This is a genomic window from Microbispora sp. ZYX-F-249 (assembly GCF_039649665.1).
Lineage (GTDB): Bacteria > Actinomycetota > Actinomycetes > Streptosporangiales > Streptosporangiaceae > Microbispora > Microbispora maris.
The window spans coordinates 151,087-165,441 of sequence record NZ_JBDJAW010000004.1 but is presented as its reverse complement, the minus strand read 5'-3'; the positions used below and the strand labels follow the sequence as shown (position 1 = coordinate 165,441).

The following is a 14,355-nucleotide window of genomic DNA, read 5'->3' as shown; positions in this document are numbered from 1 at the left end:
CATCCGGAAAACGGCCGGCGCGGAGTTCTCCGTGCGGCCGGGGGAGGTCCTGATGACGACGTGCCGGCTGTGCGGGTCCGCGAGCCTCGTCGGCGTGGTCGACCTCGGCGCGACGCCGCCGTGCGAGAGGTTCCTCGCCGCTGAGCAGCTCGACGAGCCGGAGACGACCTATCCGCTGCACCTGCGGGTGTGCACGGACTGCTGGCTCGCCCAGATTCCCGCGCTCATCACGCCCCAGGACACCTTCACCGAGTACGCCTACTACTCGTCGTACTCCACCTCGTGGGTGGAGCACGCGCGGCGGTTCGTGGCGGACGCGGCCGGGCGGCTGCGCCCCCGGTTCGTGGTCGAGGTGGCGAGCAACGACGGCTACCTGCTGCGGCACGTCGTGGAACGCGGCATCCGTTGCCTCGGCATCGAACCGTCGGTCAACGTCGGCCAGGCGGCCAGGGACAACGGGGTCCCGACGCTCACGGCGTTCCTCGGGCCGGAGACGGCCGCCGCCGTACGGGCCGAGCACGGGCCCGCCGACCTCGTCGTGGCCAACAACGTCTACGCGCACATCCCCGACGTCGTCGGCTTCACCCGGGGGCTGCGCGCGCTCCTGGACGACGAGGGCTGGGTGTCCATCGAGGTGCAGCACCTGCTCACCCTCATGGAGCTCAACCAGTACGACACGATCTACCACGAGCACTTCCAGTACTACACGGTCGCCTCCGCGGAACGGGCGCTGGCGAGCGGCGGGCTCTCCCTGGTGGACGTCGAGCTGCTGCCGACCCACGGCGGGTCGATCCGGCTGTGGGCCCGCCCGAGCGAGCTCGGCGCGGAGCCGAGCCCGCGTGTGGCCGAGGTGCTGGCGGCGGAGAAGGCCGCCGGGCTGCACGAGCTGTCCGGCTACGCGCAGTTCGCCGAGCGGGTGGCACGGGTCCGGCGGGAGCTGCTGAGCTTCCTTCTCGACGCCGCCGCGCAGGGCAGGACGGTCGTGGGCTACGGCGCCCCCGGCAAGGGCAACACCCTGCTCAACCACTGCGGCATCCGCCCCGACCTGCTGCGTTACACGGTCGACCGGAACCCCTACAAGCACGGGCGGTTCACCCCCGGCGCGCGGATCCCCGTCCTCCCGCCGGAGCAGATCGCCGCCGACCGCCCCGACTACGTGCTGGTGCTCCCCTGGAACCTGAGGGAGGAGTTGACCGCCCAGCTCTCGTACGTACGCGAGTGGGGAGGCCGGCTGGTCTTCCCGATCCCCAGACTGGAGATCGTGTGAAAGTCGTCCTCTTCTGCGGAGGCCGGGGCACCAGGATGCGCAGCGACCTTCCCGGCGGGGACATTCCCAAGCCGATGCAGCTCGTCGGCCCGCGCCCGCTGCTCTGGCATGTGATGCGGTATTACGCGCATTTCGGACATCGGGATTTCGTCCTCTGTCTCGGATACGGCGCACAGCACATCAAGAGTTTTTTCCTGAACTATCAGGAAACGGCGTCCAACGATTTCGTCCTGCGCAACGGCCGGGTGGACCTGTTGTCCACCGACATCTCCGACTGGTCGATCTCCCTCGTGGACACCGGGGTGGATTCACCCATTGGGGAGCGGCTTCGCCGGGTGCGCCCCTATCTTGAGGGCGATGAGATCTTTCTGGCGAACTACGCGGACGTGCTCACCGACGCGCCGCTGTCCGACATCGTCGAGCGGTTCCGCGCCACGGACGCCGGGGCGTCGATGATGGTGGTCCCGCCGTCCAACACCTTCCACTGCGTCGACGTGGGCGAGGACGGCAGGGTCGGCTCGATCACGCCGGTCAGCGAGATGCCGCTGTGGGTCAACGGCGGCTTCTTCGTGCTCCGCCAGGAGGTCTTCGACCACATCCCCGTGAACGGCGACCTCGTGGCCGACGGCTGCGCCGAACTGGCCAAGCGCGGCCGGCTGCTGGCCTACCCGCACCGCGGCTACTGGCGGCCGAGCGACACCGTCAACCAGCGGCTGGAGCTGGACCATGCGTGGGCGCGCGGCGACCGGCCGTGGGCGCTGTGGGAGCACGTGTGATCGGCCTGCGGCCCGGCCGCGTGCGCAGGATCGCGGCACTCGCGGCGCACTGCGACGACATCGCGATCGGGGCGGGCGGCACGCTGCTGACCGTCTGCGCGGCGCACCCCGGCGTCCGCGTGGACGCCCTGGTGCTGTCCGGCGGCGGCACCGAGCGGGAGGACGAGGAGCGGGCCGCGCTCGCCGCCTTCTGCCCCGGCGCCGACCTGCGGCTGACCGTGCTGAAGCTGCCCGACGGGCGGCTGCCCGCCCACTGGGACGAGGCCAAGAACGCCGTCGAGGAGCTGCGCGCGGCGGGCGACCCCGACCTGGTCGTCGCCCCCCACCGGGGCGACCTGCACCAGGATCACCGGGGCCTCGCCGAACTTGTGCCGACCGCGTTCCGCGACCACCTGGTCCTGGGCTACGAGATCGTCAAGTGGGACGGCGACCTCGGCCGGCCGGCGGTCTACCAGCCGCTCACCCCCGATGTGGCGAAGGAGAAGGCCGCCCTGTTGCAGAGCCACTACCCCTCGCAACGGCACCGCCCCTGGTACGACCCGGAAGCCTTCCTCGGCCTGGCCCGCATCCGCGGCATCGAGTGCCACGCGCGGTACGCCGAGGCCTTCCACGTGGACAAGCTCACCCTCGACCTGGAGAACTGATGCGGCTACTGCTGACCGGACACCAGGGCTATCTCGGCACGGTCATGGCCCCGGTGCTCGCCGAGGCCGGCCACGAGGTGGTCGGCCTCGACTCGGGGCTGTTCGCCGACTGCGTGCTCGGCCCCCCGCCCGCCGACCCCGAGACGTACGCGGTGGACCTGCGGGACGTCCGGCCCGAGCACCTGGAGGGGTTCGACGCCGTCGTCCACCTCGCCGCGCTGTCCAACGACCCGCTCGGCTCGCTGGCCCCCGAGCTGACCTACGACATCAACCACTACGCCTCCTCGCGGCTGGCCCGGCTCGCCAGGGACGCGGGCGTCCGCCGGTTCCTGTACGCGTCGACCTGCTCGGTGTACGGCGCGTCGGGCGGCGACGACCTGCTGGACGAGGACGCGCCGCTCCGGCCGGTGACCCCCTACGCGGAGTCGAAGGTCCGGGTGGAGGACGACCTGACCGCTCTGGCGGACGACGACTTCACCCCGGTCTTCATGCGCAACGCGACGGCATTCGGCTTCTCGCCGAGGCTGCGGGCCGACATCGTGCTCAACAACCTGGTCGGCCACGCGTGCCTGTCGGGGGAGGTGCGCGTGCTGTCGGACGGCACGCCCTGGCGCCCGCTGGTCCACGCGCGCGACATCGCGGAGGCGTTCGCCGCCGCGCTGACCGCGCCCAGGGAGGCGGTGCACGCGAAGGCGTTCAACGTCGGCACCGAGCGCAACAACCTGACCGTGGCGGAGATCGCGGCCGAGGTCGTCGAGGCCGTGCCCGGCGCCGCTCTCGTGATCACCGGCGAGGCGGGCGCCGACCCGCGCTCCTACCGCGTGGACTTCTCCCGCATCAGGGCCGCCCTCCCCGGGTACGAGGCCCGCTGGTCGGTCAAGGACGGCGCGGTTGAACTGGTCGACGCCTACCGCGAGTACGGGCTGACCAGGGAGGACTTCGAGCGCCGCTTCACCCGGCTCGCCCGCCTGTCCGACCGGCGGGAGGCCGGCGCCGTCGACTCTTCGTTGCGCCCATGAGCGAGATGCACGCGCTGGTCAGGCGGCTCTACCCGCTGTGCCGCAGCATCACCGGATCCGGCCTGCGGCGCACTCTGGAGATCATCGGCGAGTCGATCCCGCTGGAGATCAGCGAGGTGCCCACGGGCACCGAGGTTCTCGACTGGACCATTCCCAAGGAATGGAACATCCGCGACGCCTACATCAAGGACTCCTCCGGAACCCGGATCGTCGACTTCGCGGCGTCCAACCTGCACGTGGTCGGCTACAGCGTGCCGGTGTCGGCGACCATGACCCTGGACGAGCTCCGCCCCCACCTGCACACGCTTCCCGACCGGCCCGGCCTGGTGCCGTACCGCACCAGTTACTACGCCGAGACGTGGGGGTTCTGCCTCAGCGAGAACACGCTGGCGGGGATGGGGCCGGGGCCGTACGAGGTGCGGATCGACTCGACGCTCGCCGACGGGCACCTGACGTACGGCGAGCACGTGATCCCGGGCCGCAGCGCGGAGGAGGTCCTGATCTCGTGCCATGTCTGCCACCCCTCGCTGGCCAACGACAACCTGGCGGGAGTCGCGGTGGCGACCCGGCTGGCGCGGCTGCTGGCGCGGGAGGAGCGGCGCTACACCTACCGCTTCCTGTTCGCGCCCGGCACCATCGGTTCGATCGCCTGGCTGGCGCGCAACCGGGACCGGGCCGGCCGGATCGGGCACGGGCTCGTGCTCGCCTGCGCGGGAGACCGGGGACCGATCACCTACAAACGCAGCCGGCGGGGGGACGCCGAGATCGACCGGGTCCTCGCCCACGTCCTGCGGGACCGCCCGCACACGCTGGTGGACTTCTCCCCCTACGGCTACGACGAGCGGCAGTACTGCTCGCCCGGGTTCGACCTGCCGGTCGGCTGCCTGACCAGGACCCCGTACGCCGGCTATCCGGAGTACCACACCTCGGCGGACGACCCGGACTTCGTCACCGAGGAGGCGATGGAGGACACGCTGGACGCCTGCCTGCGGGCCGTGCGGGTGCTGGAGCGCAACCGCACCTACGTGAACCTCAGCCCGTACGGCGAGCCCCAGCTGGGCAGGCGCGGCCTGTACGACTCGCTCGGCGGGCGCAGTGACACGAAACAGGCGCAGATGGCGATGTTGTGGGTGCTGAACCAGTCCGACGGCGCCCACAGCCTGCTCGACATCTCGGAACGTTCCGGACTGCCGTTCGACGTGGTGGCGGACGCGGCCCAGGCTCTGCTGGTCGCGGGACTCGTGAAGGAGTAGCCGGATGACGCAGTTCGAGGCCTCCGCACGACCGGAGGCCCTGGGCCTCACGGTCGGCGAGGTGGTGGAGGTCCGCAGCGTCGAGGAGATCATGGCCACACTCGACGAGAAGGGCGAGCTCGACGGCCTGCCCTTCATGCCGGAGATGCTGTCGTTCTGCGGGCGGCGGATGACGGTGCACAAGGTGGCGCACAAGCTGTGCGACACGGTGACCGGCACGGGCATGCGGCGGATGCGGGACGCCGTGCACCTGACCGGCGCGCGCTGCGACGGCTCGGCCCACGGCGGCTGCCAGACCTCGTGCTCGCTGTACTGGAAGGAGGCCTGGCTCAAACGGGTGGCCCCGGGCGCGCCCGCACCCGAGGCCGCACCCGAGCCCGTACGCAGCCTTCCCCTGCTCGAGATCAACTCCCGAGGCAAGCCGGCGGCGGACGGCGAGGTGCGGTACCGCTGCCAGGCGACCGAGCTGCTGCGCGCCGCTCCCGAGCCCCTGCCCTTCAGGGACCTCGGCCAGTACGTCACGGACGTCCGGGTGGGCAACGCCGGCGTCCCGGCCACCCTCCGCACGATCTTCTTCGGGCTGTTCAACCGATTACAGCGGGCGAGCCGCAGGCTGCCCCGCCGGCTGCGGTTCAGGGACGGCATGGCGTGGGGCTTCGTGCCGCCCGGCCCGAACACCACGACCCCGACCGAGCTGAGCGACCTGCAGCCGGGCGAGCTCGTGCGGGTCAAGTCGCGGGAGGCGATCGTCGCCACGCTCGACACGAAGCGGCTCAACCGCGGGATGGGGTTCGAGGAGGAGATGGCGCGGTACTGCGGGCGTGTGGCCCGGGTCGCCGCGCGCGTGGAACGGTGCATCGACGAGAAGACCGGGCGCATGCTGCAGATGAAGAACCCCTGCATCATCCTCGACGGCGTCGTCTGCGCGGGTGTGTACAAGGCCAACTGCCCACGGGCGTTCGTGCCGTTCTGGCGGGAGATCTGGCTGGAGCGGGTCACCGAGGAGAACTAGGGATCGGGGAGAGCCGATGCGAGAGAGCCAGGACGCGGAGCCGGCGGAGCCGGAGGAACCGGCGGAACCGCCGGAGCCGGCCGAGCCACAGGACGGCGAGGCCGGCCACCTCCGGGATATCGGCCGCAAGGCCGGACGCGGGCTCGGCTGGAGCCTGCTGGGCACCCTGGCGACCCGGGCGGGGTCGTTCCTCATGGGCCTCGTCCTGGCCCGTCTGCTGTCCCCGGAGGACTTCGGCATCTACGCGGTCGCGCTGGCCGCGACCCAGTTCGTCATGGTCGTCAAGGACATCGGCGTCATGGCGGCGGTGGTGCAGTGGCGGGGCAGGCTGGAGGACGTCGCGCCGACCGCCACCACCCTCTCGATGATCTCCGCCGTCACCCTGTACGGCGCGTTCTACGTGGGCGCGCCGTACTTCTCCAGCCTCGCGGGCAGCGAGGAGGCCACCCCGGTCGTGCGGCTCCTCACCGCGGTCATCCTCATCGAGGCCGTGACCGCGGTGCGCAGCGCGACACTGCTGCGCAGGTTCCACGTGGGCAAGAGCGCCAAGGCGATCCTGGCGGGGTTCCTGGTGAACGCCCCGGTGGCGATCGCGCTCGCCGCGAGCGGCGCCGGGCCGTACAGCTTCGCCTGGGGACAGGTGGCCGGCGCCGTGGTCACCGGCGTGTTCATGCTCGCCTACGCCCGGCTGCCCTGGCGTCTGGCGTTCGACCGGGGCGTCGCCAAGAGGCTGCTGGGGTTCGGCATCCCCTCCGCCGCGGGCATCGCCCTGGAAATCGTGCTGCTCAACGTCGGCTACATCATCGTCGGCGCCATCATGGGGCCCGACTGGCTCGGCTTCTACCTGATGGCCTTCAACGTGTCGAGCTGGGTGCCCGGACTGATCGGCACCGCGATCCGTTCGGTGTCCATCGCCGGCTTCTCGCGCCTCGCCGAGCGGGACGAGGAGTCGCTGTCGCTCGGCGTGCAGAAGTCGGTGCCGATCCTGATCACCGCGATCCTGCCGCTGGCCGTGGCCATGGCGGTGCTCGCCCACCCGCTCATCCACTTCCTGTACGGCGACAAGTGGGGGCAGGCGGCCGGCGTCCTGCGGTTCCTCGCGGTGCTGATGGTGGTGCGCATGCTGACCTCCTTCGCCCTGGACATCCTCAACGGGCAGGGCGCCACCCGCTCGACCGTCTGGATGAACCTGGGGTACGGCGTGGCGCTGATCCCCGCGGTGATCGTGGGGACGCATCTCGACGGAATCCGGGGCGCGGCCGTCGGCCAGGCGGCGGCCGCGCTGCTGGTGGCCCTCCCGCTCGCGATGCTCGCCGTGCAGCGCACCGGGGTGCGGCTGCGGCCGATCCTGCCCCAGCTGGTACGGCCGTTCGCCGGGGCCGCGGTGTCGTTCGCGGTCACCGTGGGCCTGGCCGCGCTGACCGCGGGCAGCCAGTTCCTCCAGCTCGTCGTCGGAGGCGCCGGAGGGCTGCTGGTCTACGTGCTGATCGTGGTGCCGCTGCACCAGATGAGAACGGTGGGCGGCCACGTGATGGAGCGGCTGCCCGCCGGTCACCGGCATCCGGTGCCGGTCGAGGCGACGGCGAAGGAGCACTGAGTTGGCGGATTCACGGAGACTCGTCTCCATCGGCATACCGGTCCGCAACGGCGCCGACCGGCTGGAGGAGGCCGTGCGGTCCGTCCTCGCCCAGGACCACGAACGGCTCGAGGTCGTCATCTCGGACAACGCGTCCACGGACGGCACGGAGGAGCTGTGCCGGCGGCTCGCCCGGGAGGACTCCCGGGTCGTCTACCACCGCCAGCCCCGCAACATCGGCATCGTCGGCAACTTCACCGAGGTGCTGCGGCTGGCACGGGGCGAGTTCTTCCGGTGGATGGGCGACGACGACCATCTCGAGCCGCACTGCGTGTCCCGGTCGCTCGAGCCGCTCCTGAGCGACGAGCGGCTCATCCTGGTGACCTCGGACACGGCGTACACCAGCCCGGACGGCTCGGTGCACCGGCCGGCCTACCAGGGCACGGGGATGCTCTCCGACGACCCCGTCGACCGGCTGGCGGAGCTGTGGGACGCGGTCACCACCGAGCACATGCTCCTCGACCCGCTGTACGGCGTGATGCGGCGCGCGGCGGTGGCGGGCATCCGCAGGCCCGTGATGATCCGCGAGGACGAGGTGTACGCCACCGTGCTCGCGCTGACCGGGCCGTGGGGCCACGTCCCCGAGGTGCTGGCCCACCGCAACCTGCGCTGGAAGCGGCTGCCGCACATCGCCCGGGCCCTCGGCGTGCCGGTGTGGACCGCGCACTTCGCCAACACGCTCCAGTTCCGCGCGATGTACCGGGCGCTGCACGCCATGGACCTCACCCCCGAGCAGCGTCGCCGGGGCCGGGCCGTGCTGGCCCGCATATACGGGCGCCGCCAGCGCCAGGTGCTGGCCCACCGCGGCCGCAAGCTCACCGGTCTCGCCGTTCGCCTCCTGGGAGGCTGACCGCGGGCACGGCGGCCGCAATCCATCCACGTGACCAGAAGAAAGGCCGACCCACTATGACGTCCTCGCCGCGAAGCGGGTTCGACCGGAACGTGATACGCCTCGTCCGGGTGCTCATGCAGCCCGGACGGTCGGTTCTCGCCGTCATGCGCCGCCTGCCCTTCGGCTCGTACGAGCTGCGCTGCGCCCTCGACCTGTTCCCCCGGCCGCACTACGCCTACGGCGTCCAGCAGGCGGCGGAACTGGCCAGGCGGCTCGGCGTCGACCGCATCAGCGTGGTCGAGTTCGGCGTCGCCGGCGGCGCGGGCCTGGTCGAGATGTGCCGCCAGGCACGGCTGGCCACCGCCGCCACCGGCGTGCGGATCGACGTGTACGGCTTCGACACGGGAGAGGGCCTGCCGAAGCCGACCGACTACCGCGACCTGCCCTACATCTGGCGCGAGGGCGACTTCAGCATGGACGTCGCGGCCCTGCGCGCGCGACTGCCCGAGGCCCACCTGGTCCTCGGGAACATCACCGACACCGTGGCGGAGTTCCTGGACGACAGGCGGCCCGCGCCGATCGGCTTCGTCTCCGTCGACGTGGACTTCTACTCCTCCACGGCCGCCGCGCTGCGGATCTTCGCGGGCGACCACAAGTATTTCCTGCCCCGCGTCTTCTGCTACCTGGACGACACCGTCGGCGACGACGACCAGATCCTGCACAACGACTACGTCGGCGAGCTGCGGGCCATCAGTGAGTTCAACGAGGCGCACGAGACCCTGAAGATCGCCCCGATCAACGGCCTGCGCCACAAACGGGCCGTGCCCGCGCCGTGGAACGACAACATCGTCGCGCTGCACCGCTTCGACCACCCCGACTACGGACGGTACGTCGGCCGCCCCGACAGCCAGACCGAGCTGCCGCTCTAGACGAAGGAACCGGGCGGCGGCTAGCGCCGCAGGACCGCCGCCCGCAGCGCGCCCCAGCCGCGGTGGCGCTGGAACGGCAGCTCGAAGACCGACGCGAAAAGCCACGCCGCGAGCAGCGTGAACGGCACGGTCAGCACGAGGGTGGCCAGGAACATCGTCACGCCCGGGGCGAGACGGGGGGCGAGGACCAGGCGGTTCACCACCACCACGATCGGCGCGTGGATGAGATAGAGGCTGTAGGAGAACGAGCCGAGCCGGCGCAGCGCCCGCGTGTCGAGCAGGCGCACGAGGGGCCGGGGCCGGCCGGCCGCGACGGAGGCGAGCAGCAGCCCGGCCGCCGGGCCGACGGCCAGATCGACCCAGAAGTAGTGCCCGACGGTCCACTCGGGACCACGCACGACGATCAGCAGGACGACGGGCGCCGCGGCGGCCAGGGCCAGCCAGGGGAGACGCGACGGCCACGGCGACCCGTTCTCGTGGGCCTCTCCGCGCGCCGCCATGCCCGTCACCATGCCCGCCGGCATGCCCGCCGGCATCTTCGCCGCCACTCCCGCCGCGACCGCGCCGATCGCGAAGAGCACCGCGAACTGCGGGGTCAGCCGCATGAACAGGTCCACCGCGGGGACGCTCGGCGCGAGCAGTCCGATGAGGGCCACGACGACGGTCAGGACGGCGAGCAGGACGGCCGCGCCGGCCCGCCGCAGCACCAGGAGCATCAGCGGGAACACGATGTAGAGCTGCGCCTCGACCGCGATGGACCAGAAGGCGCCGTTGGGGCTCGGCGAGCCGAACAGGTCCTGGACCAGCAGGCCGTAGACGACGACGGACTTCACGGTCGGGCTGCCCTGCCCGGGCTGCGGGATCAGCGTCCACGCGACCACGAGGCTGAACAGCAGGGCCGCCCAGTAGGGCGGGAGGATGCGCCAGGCCCGCCGGTAGGCGAACCGGCGGAGACCGTTCAGCCGCCAGCCCGACCTCGCCGGTGAGACCGCCAGCGAGAACCCCGACAGGACGATGAACATCACCACCGCGAGGTGCCCGTAGACGAGCCAACCGGCCCACGCGGGGCCCGTGCCGGCGGGGAAGCCCGGGAAGGACAGCAGCCAGCAGTGGTGCAGGACCACGAACAGGGCCGCGATCCCGCGGATCCCGTCGAGGCCCGGCAGACGCGCGGGCGCACGTGTCACCCGGGTGGAGGCGGAGGTGGACGGGGCCGTCGCCTGGTCCGCAGAGGACTCCATCCGCCGTACTCCCGTCGTCGCCCGGACCGGTCGCCGCAACGTATATCGGAGGAAGTTCGCCGAACGTAACCACCCGGCGCGGGACACCGGATCGTTGTAACGTGACAGCCGCGCGTGACGATGTATCCAAGCAGGGTCCGGACGCCTGCTGGCAGGCCGACGGCACTGGACAGGCCGGGGGGATACGTGGAGTTCTGGACGACGATCGCCGGTCTCCTACGGAAATGGTCGATCGGACTCCCCCTGCTGGCGATCTCGATCCTGGTCGGCACGGTCACCTTCTTCGTCGTCCCGACCCGTTACGAGGCGGACACCTCGCTGGTGCTGGCCACGCCCGTCAACGGCGGCGTCTACTCCAGGGACCCGAACCGCCCGCTGCCCCGGGGCAACCCGCTCCTGCAGTTCAACGACGCGCTGAAGACGGCCGCGAGCATCGTCATCCAGTCCATGAACACGCAGGACGTGTGGACGCAGCTCGGCGCCCCCAAGGACGGGCCGACGACGATCACGATCGACGACGGGCGCAGCAACCCCCGGGTTCTGGACATCAGCGGGCCGTACATCTACATCCGCGTCGTGGCGCCGTCCCCGGATGTCGCCTCCGGCGTCCTGACGAAGGCGCAGCGGCGCGTCCGCGACGAGCTGACCGGGTGGCAGCGGACGCTCGGCGCCCCGCCCTCGACCTACCTCACGGTCGCCAACATCGTGCCGCCCTCCAAGCCGGAGGCCATGCTGTCCACGCGGTGGCAGGTGGCGGCCGGCGTCGGCCTCCTGGCCGCCTGCGCGGGTCTCGGCCTGGTTTACGCCCTGACGCGCAGAGGCCGGGTCCCGCTGCTCCGCAAGGCCCCGCCACCCCCGCGTGACCCGGCGCCGCCGGCCGCCGCGCTCCCGGCGGTTCACGTCGCTCCCGTCGTCCCCGCGTACGAGGACGACGACGTGGACGTGGTCCTGTGGGACACCCAGGAGATCGTCGTCGTGACGGAGCCGGTGAAGGGGAAGGACGCGGCCGAGGCGCTGCGCGCCGACGACGACCGTCGCTTCGCGAGTGTGCCCACAGACGCGCGTACGGACGACGACAAGGACTGACGCATGGACTTCTGGGCGACGGTCCTCGTCCTGTTCCGGCGGTGGTACGTCACCTTCCCCGTCTTCGTGCTCGTGCTCGCGGGGGCGGCCGGCGTCTACGTCATGTTCCCGAAGACCTTCGTGTGCTCCTCGAGCCTCGTGCTGACCGTCCCCCGCGACGGGGGAAGCCTGCCCGCGGACCCCAAGTTCCCCAACCCGGTGACGAACCCGCTGGTCAACGTCGACAGCGGGCTGGGCCTTTCCGCCTCGATCCTCATCCAGGGCCTCAGCTCGGCCGAGGTCGCGCAACGGGTGGGGGTGACGCCCGGCGGACGGACCACGTTCAAGGTCAGCAACGGCACCACCAACCCGGAGCTGATGATCACGCTGCCGTTCGTCGTCATCTCCGCGGAGGCCCCGACGGCGCAGGAGGCCCATGACGTGGTGGCGCGGCTCGGCCGGATCGCGCAGGACAAGCTGGTCGAGCAGCAGCGGGCGCTGGGCGCGCCGCGGGCGACCTATCTCAGGGCGTTCGAGGTCGTGCCGCCGACAACCCCGGAGGAGAAGACGGGCAGCAGGCTGCGGGCGGCGTGCGTCGCGCTGGCGATGGGCCTGTTCCTGAGCATGGCCGCCGCATTCGCCGTCGAAAGCTGGGCGCGGTCGCGCCGCGCCCGCCGCTCCGGTGCCGCGAAGCCGCAGGCGTCCCTCAACGGATCCGCCTATCCAGCCGGCGCGCGGACGAAGCCGGCGCCGCTGCTCCGGCAATGACAGCCGTGACCATCGGGAGTGCCGTGAGGATCGACAGCCCGCTGCCCGGATCGCGCCGGCGCGCCGACGGTGCGACGCTCGTCTGCCTGTTCGTGCTCTCCCTGCTGCTCATCCCGGCCCGGCTGGTCCTGCGCGGGCTGCCGATGTCGCTGACGCTCGCCGACGTCGTCGCCCTCCTGCTCCTCCTCGTGTGGCTCCTGGCGCAATTCACGACCACCCTCGGCGCCGCCAAGGGCGCCAACCCCGTCCGCACCGCGATCTTCGCGTACGGGATGGCGTTCCTGACCTGCTACGGCTTCGCCAGCCTCGGATACCTGCCCTCGGACGAGCTCAACCTGGCGGACCACTCCCTGGTGCTGTTCGCCGGGTACGTCGGGCTCGTGCTCATGATGTGCGACGGAGTCAGGGGACGGGATCGGCTCGACTTCGTGCTCAAGACGGTCGTGGTGGCCGGGGCGATCGTGTCGGTCGTCGCCACGTGCCAGTATCTGCTGGAGTTCGACCCCACGACCTACATGTCCCTTCCCGGGTTCCGGCACACCTCAGTCGAGGGCACCGAGACCGTGATGTCGCGGGCGGACCTGCGCCGGGTGGCCGCGACGCTGGGCCACCCGATCGAGTTCGGCGTCTTCTGCTCCATGGTCCTGCCGTTCGCGGCGCACTTCGCCCTGCAGGCGCGGGACCGGGGCGAGCCGTGGCGGCGCTGGTGGCTGTGCGCGGCCCTGATAGCGGCCGGGCTGATGTTCTCGGTCTCCAGGTCGGCCGTGCTGGGGATGGTCGTGGTGGGCGCGGTGCTGTTCACCGGCTGGCCGCTCAGGCGCTGCCTGGTGAGTCTCGGGGCGCTCGCCGTGTTCCTCGGCCTGATGAAGGTGGCGGCTCCCGGACTGCTCGGCACCTTCTACAACCTGTTCGCGAACGCCGGCTCCGACGACAGCATCCTCTACCGCACGCACGACTACCCGTTCGCGCTGAGCGAGGTCACCAAACACCCGCTCTTCGGCCGGGGCATCGGGACCTGGTATCCCTACAAGCACCAGGTGTTCGACAACCAGTACCTGCTCTCGCTGGTGGAGACCGGTGTGGTCGGCGTGGTCGCCTTCGTCGGCGTCATCGTCTGCGGGGTGGTCGTCGCGCTGCGCGCGCGGCGGCTCAGCGGCGATCCCAACGTCCGCAACCTGGCCCTGACCATCGCCGCCTGCCTGCTGGTTCCGCTCGTCGGCGCGGCCACCTTCGACCTGCTGTCCTATCCCGGCGTCACCAGCCTGATGTTCCTGCTGATCGGGGCCGCCGGCGCGCTGCTGCGCGCGCTGAAGGCCGAGAACGCCGCCGCGCCGCCCGCCCCGCCCGCGGCGGAGGCGGCGCGTGCCCGGCTACGCCCCGAGGCGGTCGCGCAGCTCGGCCCATGACCCGGCCGACAGGTCCCGGCCGCTGATCGCGCCGACCGGCAGCGGCCACGGCAGCGCGAGATCCGGGTCGTCGTAGCGCACGGCGAGATCCTCCGACGGGTCGTGCTCCCGGTCGATGCGGTAGCACACGTCGGCCTCGGTCAGCGCCTGGTAACCGTGCAGGAGGCCCGGGGGCACGTACAGATGGGCGAAGGTCTCGTCGTCGAGCAGCACCGTTAGGTGGCGGCCGAAGGTCGGCGAGCCTGGCCTGGCGTCCACCAGCACGTCCAGGACGGCGCCGCGGGCGCATCGGACGAGCTTGGCCTCGCCACGCCCCGAACGGCCGTGCATGCCGCGGACGGTGCCCTTGCGGGAGCGTGACTGGCTGTCCTGGATGAAGGCGGCGGGGTCGAGCCCGTGCCCGGCGGCGACCGCCGCGTCGAAGGTCCGGGTGAAGAAGCCGCGCTCGTCGTGGTGGGGCGTGGGGACGAACAGCAGCACGCCTTCAAGGGCGAGTCGCGTCACTTT

Annotated in this window: 14 protein-coding genes; 12 read left to right on the top strand and 2 right to left on the bottom strand. The window is 71.5% G+C overall.

Annotation, left to right across the window (positions count from 1 at the left end):
• Nucleotides 1-52: 52 nt before the first annotated feature.
• From AAH991_RS07140 to AAH991_RS07100, 9 genes are all read left to right on the top strand, one after another.
• Nucleotides 53-1,267 (top strand): class I SAM-dependent methyltransferase, encoded by a 1,215-nt coding sequence (locus AAH991_RS07140; protein ID WP_346224945.1) that lies wholly within the window; start codon nt 53-55, stop codon nt 1,265-1,267.
• A complete protein-coding gene (locus AAH991_RS07135) occupies nt 1,264-2,043 on the top strand; it encodes a glycosyltransferase family protein (protein ID WP_346224944.1) in 780 nt (259 codons plus the stop codon). Before AAH991_RS07140 ends, AAH991_RS07135 begins: the two co-directional genes overlap by 4 nt.
• Nucleotides 2,040-2,687, top strand: coding sequence for a PIG-L deacetylase family protein (locus AAH991_RS07130; RefSeq protein WP_346224943.1), 648 nt, complete (start codon nt 2,040-2,042; stop codon nt 2,685-2,687). Before AAH991_RS07135 ends, AAH991_RS07130 begins: the two co-directional genes overlap by 4 nt.
• Nucleotides 2,687-3,706: an NAD-dependent epimerase/dehydratase family protein gene (locus tag AAH991_RS07125; RefSeq protein ID WP_346224942.1), complete on the top strand. Its 1,020-nt coding sequence runs from the start codon at nt 2,687-2,689 to the stop codon at nt 3,704-3,706. The genes AAH991_RS07130 and AAH991_RS07125 overlap by 1 nt, the downstream gene beginning before the upstream one ends.
• Nucleotides 3,703-4,959: a DUF4910 domain-containing protein gene (locus AAH991_RS07120; RefSeq protein ID WP_346224941.1), complete on the top strand. Its 1,257-nt coding sequence runs from the start codon at nt 3,703-3,705 to the stop codon at nt 4,957-4,959. Before AAH991_RS07125 ends, AAH991_RS07120 begins: the two co-directional genes overlap by 4 nt.
• A 4-nt stretch (nt 4,960-4,963) precedes the next feature.
• On the top strand, nt 4,964-5,971 hold the full coding sequence (locus AAH991_RS07115) for a hypothetical protein (RefSeq protein WP_346224940.1): 1,008 nt from the start codon (nt 4,964-4,966) through the stop codon (nt 5,969-5,971).
• A gap of 16 nt (nt 5,972-5,987) precedes the next feature.
• Complete coding sequence (locus AAH991_RS07110) at nt 5,988-7,568, top strand: oligosaccharide flippase family protein (protein WP_346224939.1); 1,581 nt, start codon at nt 5,988-5,990, stop codon at nt 7,566-7,568.
• A 1-nt stretch (nt 7,569) separates the two neighbouring features.
• Nucleotides 7,570-8,457, top strand: a complete 888-nt coding sequence (locus tag AAH991_RS07105) for a glycosyltransferase family 2 protein (protein ID WP_346224938.1) — start codon at nt 7,570-7,572, stop codon at nt 8,455-8,457.
• 92 nt (nt 8,458-8,549) lie between these two features.
• The gene (locus AAH991_RS07100) at nt 8,550-9,368 is read left to right on the top strand and encodes a hypothetical protein (RefSeq protein WP_346224937.1); all 819 of its coding nucleotides are present in this window, start codon (nt 8,550-8,552) and stop codon (nt 9,366-9,368) included.
• Between the two features lie 20 nt (nt 9,369-9,388).
• Here the strand turns inward: AAH991_RS07100 and AAH991_RS07095 are convergent, their stop codons facing one another.
• A complete protein-coding gene (locus AAH991_RS07095; protein WP_346224936.1) occupies nt 9,389-10,609 on the bottom strand; it encodes an acyltransferase family protein in 1,221 nt (406 codons plus the stop codon).
• 114 nt (nt 10,610-10,723) lie between these two features.
• On the opposite strand from AAH991_RS07095, the gene AAH991_RS07090 reads away from it, so the two are divergent.
• Genes AAH991_RS07090 through AAH991_RS07080 form a run of 3 tightly spaced genes read left to right on the top strand, consistent with a single transcriptional unit; the run spans nt 10,724 to nt 13,848 of the window.
• Complete coding sequence (locus tag AAH991_RS07090; RefSeq protein WP_346224935.1) at nt 10,724-11,695, top strand: hypothetical protein; 972 nt, start codon at nt 10,724-10,726, stop codon at nt 11,693-11,695.
• A 3-nt stretch (nt 11,696-11,698) separates the two neighbouring features.
• On the top strand, nt 11,699-12,442 hold the full coding sequence (locus AAH991_RS07085) for a GumC domain-containing protein (RefSeq protein WP_346224934.1): 744 nt from the start codon (nt 11,699-11,701) through the stop codon (nt 12,440-12,442).
• A gap of 23 nt (nt 12,443-12,465) precedes the next feature.
• A complete protein-coding gene (locus AAH991_RS07080; protein ID WP_346224933.1) occupies nt 12,466-13,848 on the top strand; it encodes an O-antigen ligase family protein in 1,383 nt (460 codons plus the stop codon).
• On the opposite strand, the gene AAH991_RS07075 is transcribed toward AAH991_RS07080, so the two are convergent.
• The gene (locus tag AAH991_RS07075) at nt 13,813-14,352 is read right to left on the bottom strand and encodes a dTDP-4-dehydrorhamnose 3,5-epimerase family protein (RefSeq protein ID WP_346224932.1); all 540 of its coding nucleotides are present in this window, start codon (nt 14,350-14,352) and stop codon (nt 13,813-13,815) included. The two genes, AAH991_RS07080 and AAH991_RS07075, sit on opposite strands and share 36 nt — an antisense overlap.
• Between the last annotated feature and the right edge of the window lie 3 nt (nt 14,353-14,355).